This window comes from Priestia abyssalis (genome assembly GCF_002019595.1).
Taxonomy (GTDB): domain Bacteria; phylum Bacillota; class Bacilli; order Bacillales; family Bacillaceae_H; genus Bacillus_BA; species Bacillus_BA abyssalis.
In genome coordinates this window covers 2,484,572-2,499,191 of record NZ_KV917369.1, presented here as the reverse complement: position 1 = coordinate 2,499,191, position 14,620 = coordinate 2,484,572, and the positions used below count along the sequence as shown (strand labels likewise).

Sequence of the window (14,620 nt, the reverse complement as noted above, 5' to 3'; positions counted from 1 at the left end):
AAGGATCTTGTTAAAGTTTGCTGTTAATTTTACAGTCAAACTATTTACTATGAATAATGTTTGCATGCTCAATCTGGTTTTCATCAGGATAAAGAGACTTTGCTGTTGAAGAAGGTTGAAGATGGTACATGATCTTTTGTAACATGATGATTTTTCTATCTAATTTCTGACTAATTTTTATCACATGCGGATCAGAAATGCCCTTCTTCTTTGCTAATTCGTACATACTCTGGCGATATTCATCTATAGTCTCCCTTAAAGCTGATACAATCCCCAAAATCATTGATTTTATTTCCTCTCTACCGTTTACTAAGTATTGTCAATATATGAAAACCAATCTATATAAAATCTACACTAGCCCTTTAACAAAGCTGTTTTTTAAATACCCTTGTCCATAATAATTTTATATTAGATTTAATTATTTGCCTTTTTCCCCTTTAATTTTTAATGCAGCAAGACTGGCAAACTCGTGTACTAGTGTTGCCGCCAAGAGTGAAGTAATCTGGGTAGGATCATATGGAGGCAATACCTCTACCAAATCAAACCCGATATAATTGAATCCTGTCAAGGAGCGGACCATTTCCAGCGTTTCAAGACTACTAAAACCCCCTACCTCGAGCGTACCGGTTCCCGGCGCACATGAAGGATCCACAAAATCGATATCAAAGGTTAAAAAGCATGGGGTGCTGCCAATCGTCTCTCTTACTTGCTGGAGAACGTCCTTAAAACCACGACGACGAACTTCAGGAGTCGAAATCACATTATAACCTAGATCATAGCTTGCCTGTAGGTCTCCAGGATGATTTAACGTACCGCGAATCCCAATTTGAAAGACCTTTTCCGGTTGCAAGAGCCCTTCTTCATGCGCACGAATAAAAGGTGAACCATGCCAGTACTTCTCGTCATAATATGTATCCCATGTGTCTGTGTGGGAGTCGAAATGAATCATGGCTATAGGGCCATATACCTTTGCGGCTGCACGCAAGCTCGCCAAGGTTACAGAATGATCTCCCCCCAGCCCAATGGGGATCATCCCGTTTTTCATAAGCTTAAACACCGACTCTTCCATCAAGTCATAACTGCGATGAATATTATGAGGAATGACAGGAATGTCACCAATGTCTATCGCATTCGTCTCATCAAATGGATATACTCCATGAATGGGATGATAAGGGAACAAGGTCATAGATGCTTGTCGAATGGCCTGTGGTGCAAATCTAGCGCCCACACGGAAAGAGGCGGCTGTATCAAAAGGCATTCCCAAGATGGCCAGTTTTGCATCACTATGTTCAGAAGGCAATCTCATAAACGTACCTGTCGTACAAAATTCAGGCTTTACATCAGGTGAAAGAGGATATTTCATTTCAATCAGCTCCTAATCTTAATTCGTAATAATAGTTTGAACCATGAACACTATCTTCATAAATCAATCATGTATTCATCATGTTTTCGAACAAACCTATATTAACTACCGGTAGTTAGTCTAATTTTAGGGTGAATATTCAGAAAAGTCAAATGAATTTTAGCATTTTTATCCCACAATGAAAAATATAAAGTACATAGTGTTCATGTATGGGATTTTATAGGAAGAGACGCATTTCATTTGCATTATAAAAATATGATTGCAGAACGGAGAAGCAGCACTACGCTTAGTCCCATAGGAAAAGCCCACACCGACGTGGTATGAGCCTTTCCTGTTATTTCTATTTAAAAGTAAACTTACATGGGTAGATATGGCACCGCTTATGTTCGGTTCTTACGTGGAATATACCTGTTCCTCACAAGAGTGCCCTTCGTGATCCATATAAATCGTTTCTTCGATTGGAACAATACTTCCATTGAATTTGCTGTTAAGACATTCATGCTTACCAGTCCTTCCCTTTTAGTATTGTCCGTCTGCAAATCTTTGAAATAAAGGTTGTCTCTGCTCTATAAGCAGCCTTTCGTTATGCCCAACGATTGGTGACTGTTGTGCCTTTCATCCGCCAAACAAATGTGATGATGCCATTAGTAATTTAATAAAACCGGTAAATACTGAGGTACTTTCTCTGGTGCATGCTATTTTACCTGTTTCCTTCTTCACCATGCTCCCAGAAATGTGAACAGTTTTTTTAAAACATAGATATGATTCGTATTTTTTAATGGAGATAATCGTATGTGTTTTTTGCTAGCAATAAAAAGGTGACTGCGATGAACAGTACACGGACATAGCTGCTTCCTTGTTTAATTGCAAATTTTGAGCCGCAAATGGCACCAGCGATTTGGGCAAGTCCCATAGGCAAACCATAGGCATAATGGATTTGCCCTAAATACATGAACATAAGAAGTGCAGCAATATTACTGCCAAAGTTTAAAAACTTCGCATTCCCTGCCGCCTTTAAGAAATCAAATCCAATCATTAAAAAGGCAAACATTAAAAATGAACCTGTGCCGGGACCTAGAAATCCATCATAGAAACCAATCGCAAAAATTAGAATCATAAAAATAATATAATGGCGGATTGATAATTTTTTATAGGTTGAACTACTGCCCCAATCTTTCTTGAAAATGGTATAAATGGCGACAGCTGCGAGCATGACAAGCATTAAGGGCTTCAACACTTCAGGATTCATTAAATGGACGGTCCAAGCACCAATCATCGAGCCAACAAAGACAAGTGGAAACAACTTATAAACAGATGTTAGATCAAGCTTGCCTGAACGATAAAAGATTATGGTGCTTGTTAAAGAGCCTATTGTCCCTGCTAATTTATTGGTTGCAACAGCTGCCGCTGGTGTCAGACCTGTAAATAGCAAGGCCGGCAATGCAATTAGCCCGCCGCCGCCGACAACTGAATCGATAAATGCTGCTAAAAAGCCAAAAACAATTAAATTAATTAATAACGACGGATCTAAATCAACTAACATCTAATTAACCTCTTTCTTAGTCACTACTGAAATGGCGTCTAAAATATTTATGATTGTAAATAGTCATGACAAGTTTGGTATGATAAGGATAGTTGATTTGGGGCGGAAGAAAAGTGGAGAATTTGGTGCAATAGCTAAAAAAACTGGGGTTTAATGAATACGAAGCTAAATCGTATGTTTCTCTCGTTAAACAAGGAGTGGTTACGGCCTACCAGGTTAGTAAGGACTCGGGATTCCACGTGCACGAATTTATGATGTATTAAACAATCTGGTTGAAAAGGGAATTGTTTTGAAGGAAGAAATAGATGATAGCGCTCAATATTCGCCCCTGCCTGTTGATATATTTCTACAAAAAGCTCAATCAAATTGGCAATCGAATTATAAAGTGATAAGCGAATCGTTAAAGCGGCTTGAAATGACTGAGAATAAGCCCGACAATCGTGTAAGGACATTATTTGTTCTTATTTATAAAAATTGGTATTTATAACCATTTTTTGAATTTTTCCTGACATGATGCATAAAGTAATATAGAGAAATCACTCCCACACCTACCCCAAGGTGCACTTTTAAAAAGCTAAAGGTCATATAGACTTTTAGCTTTTTTTAAATTTTCCGATAGAGTAATATCTTTAAGCCGTACTTTCACTTACATTAGGTTTGGACCAAACCGACCACCCGAGTCCAATGTAGATAAGGCCCCAGACTGCTGCAAGATAATCGCCTAAGAATGATATAAAAGGTAAGATAACAAAGAGAATCATCAATCCCCCGGCCCAACTTGGTAGCATTTTAGCTTGCAGTGTAACATAGCCTAATAGAATATAACCGAGACTCATACCGATCATCATAACCATTCGGATAAAGCCTATAGGTCCTGGTAAGTCTTGCTCTAATAGTTGTGGCTGGATTAAGGCAGTGTTGACAAAAAGAGAAACCGATACCATACTACATACAATCACATTCCCTAAACAAGTCATCAGAAATCCGACAAAACCTAGTATACCGGTTTTTTCCGCTTGATAAAGATAAATTCCGACCGTGCCAAGAATGATAAAAATAGACCCTGTTATTCCACCGATAAGAAGAGCGACTGTATTGTCCACTCCCCATATTAACTCTAACGGGGTCATTATGGCCCTGCATATTCCCCCCAATACAGCACACAACCCAAGCCAACGAATCACATTAGATAGCAGCATGTTCTTTCACCCCCTGTCAAAATCCCCCCCAATAAGTTTATTCTTCTAATAAGGAATCATTCAAAAAATACCTCGTGTTAGAGATATAAATATCATGAAGTTCTGTTTGGTTCGAGCTTATTTCTATTTAGCCCCCTAATGAATTTGGACACCTGCTAAGAGTAGTTTTATACTTGAGGTAGCCAAAATAAGGGGGATTTTTTGATGCAAAGACGAAAACATTCTGCTGAATTTAAACAACAGGTGGTACAAGAAGCCATTGAAACTGGCAATAAAGCTTTGGTCGCGAGACGTCATGAACTCAGTCCCAATCTCGTAAATAAATGGGTAAAAGCTTTTCAGGAACAAGGCAATCTAGATTATTCCGTCCAAGAAATCGTTTCTCCCTTAGAGATCAAACAGTTGGAGGATGAGAATGACCAGCTTAAAAAGCTGTTAGGCGAAAAGGATTTAGAAATCGCCATTCTCCGTGACGTACTAAAAAAGAAGAACCCTCACTTACTGAAACGCTTGAAGTAGCGAATGAGTGGATTGCGAAAGGGTATGCCGTCCGCAAAGTCCTGAAGATTTTAGAGATTTCTCCTTCTACGTATTATTATCAACATAAGAAAGAGGAGAAGTCAGTAAGTGAGGGCCGGCCGATTCCGGGCTATTCACTCACTAAGAACGGCAAGAAGATACCGGATGAACAAATACAGGAATGGCTGATGGAACTCATCTCAGGCGAAGCCGGTGTCTATGGCTATCGAAAGTTGTGCCTCCGTCTTCGAAGCGAGTATGCGCTACAGATTAACAAAAAGAAAGTGTACCGGTTATGTAAGGAGCTCGATATCCTACAGCCACAGCGAGAAGTGAAGTTCCACTATCCAAGAAAATTAGCAAGGAACCGGATCATCACTGAATCGAATCAGCTGTGGGAAGCAGATATTAAATACGGCTACATCGAAGGCGAAGAGCGTTTCTTCTTTATTCTGTCGCTCATTGATGTATATGACCGTTCCATCATTGATTATCATATCGGTTTACATTGTACCGGATACGATGCTGGCCAACTCGTGCAGCGTGCCTTGTTTAAACGTCAGCAATTTGAAAGGGAAACAAAGCCAGTCATCCGAACGGATAATGGCCCACAATTTATTTCTCTGGCATTTCAGAAAGCCTGTGAAACGTTCCACATCGAACATGAACGCATTCCGCCGAGAACACCGAATATGAATGCCCATATCGAGTCGTTTCACCGATTACTAGAGTATGAATGTTTGAGGCGGTTCGCTTTTCATTCCTACGCAGATGCGTATCATGAGGTGGCTGAATACATGGATTTCTACAATAATCGAAGAATCCATTCGAGTATTTTAGATTTAGCACCAAATGAATTTTATCAACGAAACCAAACAGAAGAGCTAACGATTAAAGAAGTGAGAGTATGAGGCAGGATGAGTTTCTTGCCTCACCTAAAATAAAGAGCAATTCTATGAAATAATGAGCTAAGAGTAGTATGTGTCCAAAATTAGGGGGTTAACCCGATTTCAGTAAAAACACCGTTCGTTACATACTGCTTTTAATAATTAAAAACACCAAAAACCGCCTTTACATTTACGGTAAAGACGTAACCTAGATAAGGAGTATTTCATTCAACTACACGCCAATCAGTAGCTAACATATCTTCTAAAAAAGGAGTGGCAGGAATAAGGCCATCCATACTCTTGGATACTGCGACGATGACACCTTTCATTTCCCACGCTCTAACATAGCCATCCTCTTTAGGCTTGGCGAACGATGGATTTTCCTCATAAAACCAATATCCTCCCCATATAGAACGAGAGATTTTCTTTCCCTCATGGATACATTTATCAATGGCCTGTCCATAAGTAAGACTTTCTTCTACAACTGTAGTAAACATACTTCATGACTCCCCTTTTCTAATAAAGTTGTTCCTGCAGCATGTATCCTTTTAGCATCCACACTCTGTCTTCAATCCGTTTTTTGCAGATTTCTGTTCATCATTCTTCACCGGATCCATACATGCAGATGATTCTACAATTATAAAGCCATTCGGTAGCTTGGGAGTTACAACTGTCACCTTGTCTTACATACTTTTTATCTGAAACAGCTTACATAGTAGAACATTCCTATACAAATTAATCTGGGATAGTACCTGTTCGATGTCCACCTGGCAACACCAGCCGCACTAGAGATGTTAACCATACTCACTACTTGATCATTGTAGGTAGCTCGCATGTTGCCAGCGATGCTTGATTCGACAGCGATTATCGCAGTGGTTTTTACAAAGCCAAAGTCCACTTTAAAAATCAAAAGGAGCAAGTTTTGTATACCTGCCCCTTTTTCTTTTGGAAATTTAATTGACTATTATTTCTGTTTTTAGCGATTAAAGCCCTATCGGTAAATGCGTACAAGCTTCTTTTTTAATCCACTGTTAATTTTAAGAAGAATATGGAACTGGATAAGGTTTTCAAAAACTAAAAAATTAAAAAGTCGGTCAACCATATAAATGGCTTTTTGACCATTTTCAAGTGTATACATTTTTTGATTATCCTTAATAACTAAGGGTGACTGAAAACGCAAAAATTAAAACAGACAGATGGAAGGATAAGTTACTGAGAATATCTTGGCGGCTTATCCTAGTATTAATTTGAAATCACTCTCGAATCAATTTTTTCTCCAGAATGTTATACTTTACGTCTGCAATATTTTTAATGAACGATTGGTCATGCGATACAAATATGATAGTTCCTTCATATACAGCTATAAAACGTTCTAATGCTTCAATGGCATGGATATCTAAAAAATTGGTCGGTTCGTCTAACAATAAAATGTTATATTCCCCTAAGAACAGCTGACAAAGTTGGAGGCGAATAGCTTCTCCACCACTTAATGACTTTACACTTTTTAGTATATCTGTACCGACAAACTGCATCGAGTGTAAAACGCTTCGTAAAAATCCTTCATCGTATTCTGAGCGATTTTTCACAAATTGCAGTACCGTTTCATCACTCGTAAATTGATAGCTCATTTGACGGAAGTAACCCATTTTTGCTTTGGGTGAAATGGTTAATTCAGCACCATGATTCGCTATATGGTAAAGCAATGTACTTTTACCACTACCATTTGCACCGGTAATCGCTATTTTTTTGCCAAGTGGCAGCTGGAAACTCACTTCATCCAACAATATTTTATCCTTCACTTGAAGGGTTAGTCTGTCTGCCATAATCGGGAACTTATTATGCAATTCCACTGCCTTCGACTGACGGAACACGATTTGCCTTTCCTCTTGTACAGCTTCGACTTCGTGCAATTTCTTCATTCGCTGTTCAATCGCTTTTGCTGCGCGATGCACTGCTTTTTGACTCGTGCCTTTAGATTTCGACTCAAACATACGGTTCGCTTTTGACTTTGATTCTTTTTTTGACATACTTCCAGCTTGAGCGATTTTTTCAGCCTTTTTTATTTTTTCTTGCGCAGCTTTTTCAAGTCGACTCTTTTCTTTTATGAATTGGTCATGAGCTTGACTCTGTTGTTCACGTTCTAACTGCTTTTGAGCCATGTATTCGCTATAATTTCCTGAATAGACGTTTACCTTGCCTTCATGTACTTCCCAAATCGTTGTGACGAGTTTGTCTAGTACAGCACGGTCATGACTAATTAATATAAGCGCTCCATAGTAAAACATAAGTTCATCAAGTAAAAACGAAATGCCATCTTGATCCAAGTGTGTTGTCGGCTCATCGATTAGTAACGCTTCGTAATAATGAGTAAACATTTGTGCAAGCTTCAGCCTTGTTTGCTCCCCGCCACTTAGCTGATCAGAATTTTGTGGAACATTTAATTTTCCGAGTAACGCTGGATCAGCTTCTGCGGCTGTTGGAGCTTCAACTTGCTCAAAATAACCACATTCTACGTGACGATTCGCTTTCCCACTTGATGGTTGAACAATACCTGCAAGCAACTTTAATAACGTACTTTTCCCTGCTCCATTTTTTCCGACGATACCGATGCGGTCAAATTGATGGACAGCTAATCGTTCAATCTTTAATACCTCTTTATCTAAATAGGTCACTTCGACATTTTCTAATTCAAAACAAATTTGTTCCATCTTTGCTACCTCCCGAAATGTTATGATTTCGTATCGATAGCTAGAATCGATACGAGCTTCTAATTCAAGCTCGTATTAATAAAATAATAAGAATTGCACGGCTTTCCCCTCCTACTTCGTCTTCATTGCCGCAACTGCATTTAGAATAATTAAAACACCTGTTATAGAAAATAGTGCGGCTACACTCGCTAATTCAATCAATACTCCAGCCAGCGCGTACCCAATAGGTGTCGCTAGTAACGATAGACTTGTAACCAAACTAAATACTCTCCCCAGTAAGTGTGGTTCGATTTCTGTTTGGATATAGGCATAGAATGGCGCTGAAAACAATGGACCGGATAAACCCACTAAACCACTCAGCACCATAAAGATATAGAAAAATGACGATGAGAGCATACCAGAAATGAATAATGCAACGCCCATCAACATCATCCCTGAGACAAGAGTTTTGACTTTATCAAAACGATCTCCTAGTACACCTAGTATTGAACCTCCTGCTATTAAGCCAACGGCAAAGGCGATCTCGACTATTCCTGCTTCTACGACACCTTTTTCAAAATGATTACGTGTCATAAGTGGAAAGTACGTGCCCAGAGGAATGTAAAGAAGAGCTACAACGGTCATGATGATTGTTAACTTCAACAAGGCGGGATGCTTCACAAGAGCGTCATATCCCTCTTTCATTTCAACCATAAAGCTGCTAGAACCCTTTTCTTCTGTTCTTGGTACTCTTGGAATGCGAATAAATAATAAAACGCTGCTGGCTATAACAGCACCTAAAACATCTAGCAATAACACCCATTCAAGCGAACTAACGGCAAGTAATGACATACCTACTGCTGGTCCTGCAATATTTGACACTGAACTTACCGTCTGTCCCCAACCCGCAACCTTTGTAAGGTGCTCTTCAGGTGCAAGCAATGGTACAGTAGCTTGCATTGCCGGCATATGAAAAGCAGTTGCAAGTGAACGGACGACTAAAACGAGTACGACTAGGGTAATACTTGGCTCACTAAAATACATCGATGTAAATAAGAGTAAACTCCCTAGCGCAACAGTCATATCTGCCAGAATCATCATCATTTTACGAGAGTAACGATCTGTCAATGTTCCAGCCAATGGTCCAACCAATGCTTGCGGCAAAAATCCAGCCAACCCTGCCAGTGTTAATACAAGTGGAGAACCTGTTGTTTCTGTTAACCACCAAATAATACTAAATTGAACAGCCGCACTACTTAGTAATGAAAAGAACTGCCCTGTATATATTGCAATAAATTTACGTTTCCAATTTTTATTTTCCATTATAATCGATACCTCCTAAAATTTTTACGTATCGATTCTTCACCGATACGAGCTGAAAACGAAAGCTCGTATTAATAGAAAAGTAACATCATCATATAAAATGCCTCCAATCATTTTAAAAAGAAAATAAAAAATCACAGACAATATGTCTGTGATTCAGAGTAAAGGGAATACACCCCATCCTTTTTGAATAGAGCTAAGCTAGTAGTGCTGTCTCCAAATAACCCCTTTTGCTAAAATAAAAAAGGGGAATTACACAAAAATAAAGAAAGGCAACACGATCCGCCTTTCTTCACATTTCATGTTTATATTTGAAATGAAGATTATTAAAAAAGGACAGACTAATCCCGTTTACTCTGCATACACAAACAGAGCCTTTGACCATATTCAATTACTGGTTCAAAGTTGGGAAACGTAGTCTCATAGAATGTGTCATTTTTTAATAATCCTCCTTAAGTGTAAAAGTACAGTGCTCATTATATACTTTTTTTTAGAAAAAGTCAAAGGTTAATAGTATTTCTTTCATTAGATGGCCCAATACAAAAGGACACCTTATTACTATACAGATAGGTAAGGGTTTGAAGTTATCGCTCCCTTTTCCCCCTGTTCACACCGTACATGAGACTTTCACCTCATACGGCGTTCCAACTAATCCAATTCAATTTAATCATCAACACTTTATGTGTCTCAACTCTTTCGTTTCAATAAGTCGGTGCCTCCCGTGGGAGGTAAACCTCTTTTAGTCTTACGAGAACCTTATTAACCGATAAAGACTTGCCTTACATGATTAACTGATTCTTCATTAGTCTAGTGGCTATCCCTCCATGTGGATTAGACATTTCATTGGTACTGTGCCACCACTTTCACTGATATGAAGAAAAGTTATACAATCGCTATTCTCACGACTATTTTCCTTTCCAACGCTTCACCGAGAGTAAGCTCTCCACGTTATCAGCTTACAACGTTGAGTTACATCTATTATGGAACAAACTTAGGTGCTTCCTATGAGCCTGTTAGCCTTGCATGTGCCTGTAACACAAGATAGATTTTCATATTCTTCATTCTTACTCATCCACAGCTAACCCTACATTTAGTAGTAAATACATTTCTATATAATGCGCGTCTAGACCCGTACATTCAGAAGTTCGTCAGCAATACCGTATCTTATTGTATTTACATTGCATTCTCACCCTATCTGTTCAACCCAAGCACCATGATTTACACCACCCCATCGGGTAGGCTTTCGTCAGCCAGACTGTTACGGTAAATTCTCATGCCTATTAGTCGAGCTTATAACACGCCTTTCCTTACTGATTAGCGTGCTATTCGACGCAGGGGAAGCCTTTCAGAGCGTTACCTCCTCATTCGACTCCTCGACATAACCCTTCAGTTTTAGAAATCTAAAACTGCCTGACCTTTACCGAAAATGTGTGACCACATTTCATTTGAGCCAGGAACATTTCGCACAAAGAAAGGCGCCCGATTGTTGAAGAGCAAATGCCGTGTTGAAGCCGTTTCTCACTTATTGAACTTTAGCACTCATTTTATAAGCTAATTACTCACAATCATTGAGTAGAAATAAATTATATCCTCTGTTTAACATTTTTGATTACTACTTTACTATGGGGAATACTTGGCATGCTAATCATGCTGAAACTTAAATCCTGGTCAGGAACTTCATAATCCATTCGATTCGCTAGATAATCAAGACTCACTTTCATGACTTCAATGGTGACCAACTCCCCAGCACAACGATGTCCCATAAAGTAATCACCACCCCCATGTGGAATGAAGCTAAAAGGGCTTCCTTCCCATTTTGCAAACCGTTCAGGAATGAACAAACCAGGAGCTTTCCAAATTTTAGGGTCATGATTTGTGCCATAAAGATCCAGCAAGGTTAACGTTCCTTCTTCAAATTTATAGCCTTTCCAGGTGAAATCTTTTTTTACCAGCGCCACGACAAACGGAAAAAATGGATAAAAACGGCGAACTTCCTGTACAAACATCTGAGCATACTTTTCATCGCCAGATTTAAGTTTCTCCCTTTCTTCCGGATAATGGTGCACTGCCAGCGCAATGAAATTGATGAATATAGCAATCGCTACAATCGGTCTCAAAATATTGATCACTTCTACAGCAGCGGTCTCGATATCGAGAAGATTCCCTTCCAAATCGCGATACCAGGCAAATCTGTGTAATATGGTATTATCAGGGGGATTCACTTTCCCTTTACGAACCCTTTCAATAAGTTCTTCAATCCATATTTCTTCGTAATTCCGTGCATGTCTTCCTAGCCAATGATTTAGGCCAACTGTAGCTGCCGACTCGAACATCGCCCCCAAATTTTTTGTCAGCCTCTTAACTTCGTTTTCTTGTACCGGTACACCTGCCCACTGGCAGGCTGTCCTGCACATAATTTCCTTCGCTTCTTCATAAAGAATAACCTTATCCATCTGTTCCCATTTACCCACTGCTATCTCCCACTGTTTTTTTGTAATGTCGGTTAGCTTTTCAATTTCGTCAGGAGACATAATCGACATGAACATTTCCTTGCGATGTCTATGGGCCTGTCCATCTAACGCCTGAACACCATTCTTGCCAAATAATGTTTGCACAATCCGGTTTGGTGCTGCACCTTTCCTTTTGAATTTCTCAGTGTCATAAAAAACTTCCGCAGCTTCCTTTCCTCCCATGCAGATTGCTTTCTTTCCAAGCAAACGAGTCTCGAAAATATCAGAATTAAAACGGTGACGTCTGTTCAAAATGTACTTGTATCCTTCTTCCATAAGATTTAAGGTAGAACCTATTCCTTCTTCCCGAGGCATTTGATCTGTATTTGACATATAATACATCTCCATTTTTCATAGTAATGGCCTTATTCTTTGTAAATTTTCCCCTGTTTAGTCGCAAAAAGACTTGGACCCCCAAACAAATTTCAATCTTTAATTTTTTCATTTTGGGAAATGCATAAAATACACATCTCCAGTCGAATAAAGCTTAATTTTGTTCGATTCACGTCCTGGGCTACAATCTTTACCGCAAAACATGAACGCTGCCTTACTTATGAATACTTCATTTTTTGTTTAGCTTCTCAAAGTTCTCGCTTGTAACAAGGGAGTAGCCAATTAGAAATATTAAAAAATGAATAGGTAATGAAAAAAAGGGATTCCAGTTTATTACTTTATAAAACCCTAACCATTCAAAAAAAGGTTCTCCTATAAGTGTGCTAAAAGTGGAATAGAAGATGGCTTTTGAAATGGGAGAAAGATTGGGTTTTATTTGCACGAGAACAAGAAAAGACACTGGGAGAAGACTTAAATCCCAAGGTAAAAAAGATGGCAAAAATGGAATAGGTTCATATCTATAATCCCAAAAGCCCAATTCCGTTCCAAAAGAATCTAGAAACATCGAGATTATTATGATAAAAAATGCTCCGTACAATAATCGACTTGTGCTCTCTTTTTTTCTAAATTTCCACCAAAAAGCCCAAGGAACCATCGTAAGCATAACCCCAAGCCACCATGGCCAGGATAGAAATACATAGTCAAACCAAATTTTATGATCTTTTTTATCAGCCAAAGCTAATATCTTATAGATATCATCTATTTTCTTGGCAGCTTCTTCTGGAATAACCATTCTCTCATTCCTTTGTATATGAAATCTGCAAAGTATCGTCCCTTCATTAAAAATATATTTTCATCCTCTTTCCCTTTTCTTATTCAAATGATATGTGAGATATCAAGAAAGGTTTAAGCGGAACAGTAATAGGTTTGTGTAAATTCTTACTTAAACTGCTAAAAAAACAGAATTCCTCACATTAGGAATTCTGTTTTTTTAGGCAGGGGATTTATACATTGCACCAATAATGACTCAGGTATAACCTCTCGCCATTCAAAGAATAATAATGATTGCATGATATGGAAAATTACAGCCGAACTCAAAGGGGATTTTAAGAGGAGATGCCAAATCAAATTAGACCAAGCTTTCAAGTGAACTCTTTCTTTTTATTTTTCATCATTCATTCCGCTCAAATTGGGGTTGGAATATTAACTTTTCAACGGATGATTGTAAAGGAAGCGGGTTATGATAGTTGGATAGGTGTAATCGTAGCTAGTTTGATGGCTCATATTTGCCTTTTTTTTATTTTTCGTATGTTGAAGTATGAACATCAGGATATCCTTCAAATACACCTATTCGTGTTTGGGAAATGGCTAGGAAGGTTATTTACGTTTTTATTTATCATTCAGTTTGTATGGGTAGGTTTAATTGTTTTACGTGATTATGTGACAATCATGCAAGTATGGCTTTTTCCATCCCTTCCAACATGGCTTCCAACCTTAATCATTTTGGTGCTCCTTTATTACACCATTGCAGGTGGTTTTCATGTCATGGTGGGAATGTGTTTTTTTAAAGTGATTTTTACTTTTCTCATTATTATTCCAGTGTTTTATACACTGAGCTATGCTCAATTTGGAAATCTTTCTTTTCTTCCTTCCCATACTATTTCAGAGTTTTGGAGTGTTTCAAAATCTATGTCATTGAACTTCAGCGGCTTTGAAACCGTGTTAGTTTATTATCCATTTATTAAAGAAGGGCAAAAATCGAAAAGTTATGCTTATCTAGGAAATGCCGTTACAGCTTTCTTATATTTGTTTGCCGCATTCATGTGCTTTCTCTTTTACAGCGAAAAGCAATTGTCTACGCTCATTTGGCCATTTTTAACGATGGCCTCCAATCTTGAGTTTAGTACCATACAGCGTTTTGAAATTGTCATTGTTTCTTCGTGGGTTCTCGTCATTATACCAAGCGTGATTCAGTATTTATGGTGCGCAAGCCGCTTAGTAAAAGATATCTTTACGGTGAAACAAAAATATCCGCTCATTTTCTTTATGATTCTTATTGTAGTGCTTTCTCATTTTATAGATGATAGTCAAGAGTTTGATTTGCTGAGAAATTGGAATGGAACATTCACTTTTTATTTGAACTATGTCTATATTCCCTTGCTGTTTCTAATGTATATGTTCATGCGAAAAATAAGGACTTCTTCTCAGTCATCCTAAAAGATGCGTGTTCTTTAACAGTCATCAAAAAGGTCGGAT

The 14,620-nt window shown here is 38.4% G+C and carries 13 protein-coding genes and 1 pseudogene; 3 read left to right on the top strand and 11 right to left on the bottom strand.

From position 1 onward, the window contains the following. Window positions 1–40: 40 nt before the first annotated feature. From BK575_RS11730 to BK575_RS11720, 3 genes are all read right to left on the bottom strand, one after another. The gene (locus BK575_RS11730) at window positions 41–283 is read right to left on the bottom strand and encodes an aspartyl-phosphate phosphatase Spo0E family protein (RefSeq protein ID WP_078410534.1); all 243 of its coding nucleotides are present in this window, start codon (window positions 281–283) and stop codon (window positions 41–43) included. A gap of 135 nt (window positions 284–418) precedes the next feature. Beyond that, window positions 419–1,363 carry an agmatinase gene (speB, locus tag BK575_RS11725; RefSeq protein WP_078410533.1) on the bottom strand — a complete coding sequence of 315 codons (945 nt, stop codon included), beginning with the start codon at window positions 1,361–1,363 and terminating at the stop codon, window positions 419–421. 775 nt (window positions 1,364–2,138) lie between these two features. Beyond that, window positions 2,139–2,906, bottom strand: coding sequence for a TSUP family transporter (locus tag BK575_RS11720; RefSeq protein WP_078410532.1), 768 nt, complete (start codon window positions 2,904–2,906; stop codon window positions 2,139–2,141). A gap of 143 nt (window positions 2,907–3,049) precedes the next feature. Here BK575_RS11720 and BK575_RS11715 point away from each other — a divergent pair. Continuing rightward, window positions 3,050–3,360: pseudogene (locus BK575_RS11715) on the top strand (TrmB family transcriptional regulator); the annotation flags it as partial. A gap of 175 nt (window positions 3,361–3,535) precedes the next feature. Here the strand turns inward: BK575_RS11715 and BK575_RS11710 are convergent. Continuing rightward, window positions 3,536–4,105 (bottom strand): hypothetical protein, encoded by a 570-nt coding sequence (locus BK575_RS11710; protein WP_078410531.1) that lies wholly within the window; start codon window positions 4,103–4,105, stop codon window positions 3,536–3,538. Window positions 4,106–4,309: 204 nt separating this feature from the next. Between BK575_RS11710 and BK575_RS11705 the strand changes: the two genes are divergently transcribed. After that, window positions 4,310–5,535, top strand: a protein-coding gene (locus BK575_RS11705) for an IS3 family transposase (RefSeq protein WP_139368020.1) whose coding sequence is annotated in 2 segments (ribosomal slippage) — window positions 4,310–4,601 and window positions 4,601–5,535 — 1,227 coding nt in all. Because the reading frame shifts where the segments join, the coding sequence is not laid out codon by codon here. 200 nt (window positions 5,536–5,735) lie between these two features. Here the strand turns inward: BK575_RS11705 and BK575_RS11700 are convergent. From BK575_RS11700 to BK575_RS11680, 7 genes are all read right to left on the bottom strand, one after another. After that, window positions 5,736–6,008 (bottom strand): Thoeris anti-defense Tad2 family protein, encoded by a 273-nt coding sequence (locus BK575_RS11700; protein ID WP_078410530.1) that lies wholly within the window; start codon window positions 6,006–6,008, stop codon window positions 5,736–5,738. Window positions 6,009–6,027: 19 nt separating this feature from the next. Beyond that, window positions 6,028–6,072 carry a hypothetical protein gene (locus BK575_RS29575; protein ID WP_407984375.1) on the bottom strand — a complete coding sequence of 15 codons (45 nt, stop codon included), beginning with the start codon at window positions 6,070–6,072 and terminating at the stop codon, window positions 6,028–6,030. 692 nt (window positions 6,073–6,764) lie between these two features. Further along, the gene (locus BK575_RS11695) at window positions 6,765–8,219 is read right to left on the bottom strand and encodes an Msr family ABC-F type ribosomal protection protein (protein ID WP_078410529.1); all 1,455 of its coding nucleotides are present in this window, start codon (window positions 8,217–8,219) and stop codon (window positions 6,765–6,767) included. Window positions 8,220–8,330: 111 nt separating this feature from the next. After that, window positions 8,331–9,521, bottom strand: a complete 1,191-nt coding sequence (locus BK575_RS11690) for an MFS transporter (protein WP_078410528.1) — start codon at window positions 9,519–9,521, stop codon at window positions 8,331–8,333. 391 nt (window positions 9,522–9,912) lie between these two features. Then, window positions 9,913–9,957 (bottom strand): erythromycin resistance leader peptide, encoded by a 45-nt coding sequence (locus BK575_RS29570; RefSeq protein WP_105980607.1) that lies wholly within the window; start codon window positions 9,955–9,957, stop codon window positions 9,913–9,915. Window positions 9,958–11,104: 1,147 nt separating this feature from the next. Then, on the bottom strand, window positions 11,105–12,364 hold the full coding sequence (locus BK575_RS11685; RefSeq protein ID WP_078410527.1) for a cytochrome P450: 1,260 nt from the start codon (window positions 12,362–12,364) through the stop codon (window positions 11,105–11,107). A gap of 229 nt (window positions 12,365–12,593) precedes the next feature. After that, window positions 12,594–13,157, bottom strand: a complete 564-nt coding sequence (locus BK575_RS11680; protein WP_078410526.1) for a CBO0543 family protein — start codon at window positions 13,155–13,157, stop codon at window positions 12,594–12,596. A gap of 323 nt (window positions 13,158–13,480) precedes the next feature. Between BK575_RS11680 and BK575_RS11675 the strand changes: the two genes are divergently transcribed. Next, window positions 13,481–14,581, top strand: a complete 1,101-nt coding sequence (locus BK575_RS11675) for a GerAB/ArcD/ProY family transporter (RefSeq protein WP_078410525.1) — start codon at window positions 13,481–13,483, stop codon at window positions 14,579–14,581. Window positions 14,582–14,620: the final 39 nt, after the last annotated feature.

Excerpts from the sequence above, each read along its gene's own strand:
- BK575_RS11730 (WP_078410534.1), bottom strand. The coding sequence starts at position 283 with ATGATTTTGGGGATTGTATCAGCTTTAAGGGAGACTATAGATGAATAT.
- speB (WP_078410533.1), bottom strand. The coding sequence starts at position 1,363 with ATGAAATATCCTCTTTCACCTGATGTAAAGCCTGAATTTTGTACGACA.
- BK575_RS11720 (WP_078410532.1), bottom strand. The coding sequence starts at position 2,906 with ATGTTAGTTGATTTAGATCCGTCGTTATTAATTAATTTAATTGTTTTT.
- BK575_RS11710 (WP_078410531.1), bottom strand. The coding sequence starts at position 4,105 with ATGCTGCTATCTAATGTGATTCGTTGGCTTGGGTTGTGTGCTGTATTG.
- BK575_RS11700 (WP_078410530.1), bottom strand. The coding sequence starts at position 6,008 with ATGTTTACTACAGTTGTAGAAGAAAGTCTTACTTATGGACAGGCCATT.
- BK575_RS11695 (WP_078410529.1), bottom strand. The coding sequence starts at position 8,219 with ATGGAACAAATTTGTTTTGAATTAGAAAATGTCGAAGTGACCTATTTA.
- BK575_RS11690 (WP_078410528.1), bottom strand. The coding sequence starts at position 9,521 with ATGGAAAATAAAAATTGGAAACGTAAATTTATTGCAATATATACAGGG.
- BK575_RS11685 (WP_078410527.1), bottom strand. The coding sequence starts at position 12,364 with ATGTCAAATACAGATCAAATGCCTCGGGAAGAAGGAATAGGTTCTACC.
- BK575_RS11680 (WP_078410526.1), bottom strand. The coding sequence starts at position 13,157 with ATGGTTATTCCAGAAGAAGCTGCCAAGAAAATAGATGATATCTATAAG.
- BK575_RS11675 (WP_078410525.1), top strand. The coding sequence starts at position 13,481 with ATGCCAAATCAAATTAGACCAAGCTTTCAAGTGAACTCTTTCTTTTTA.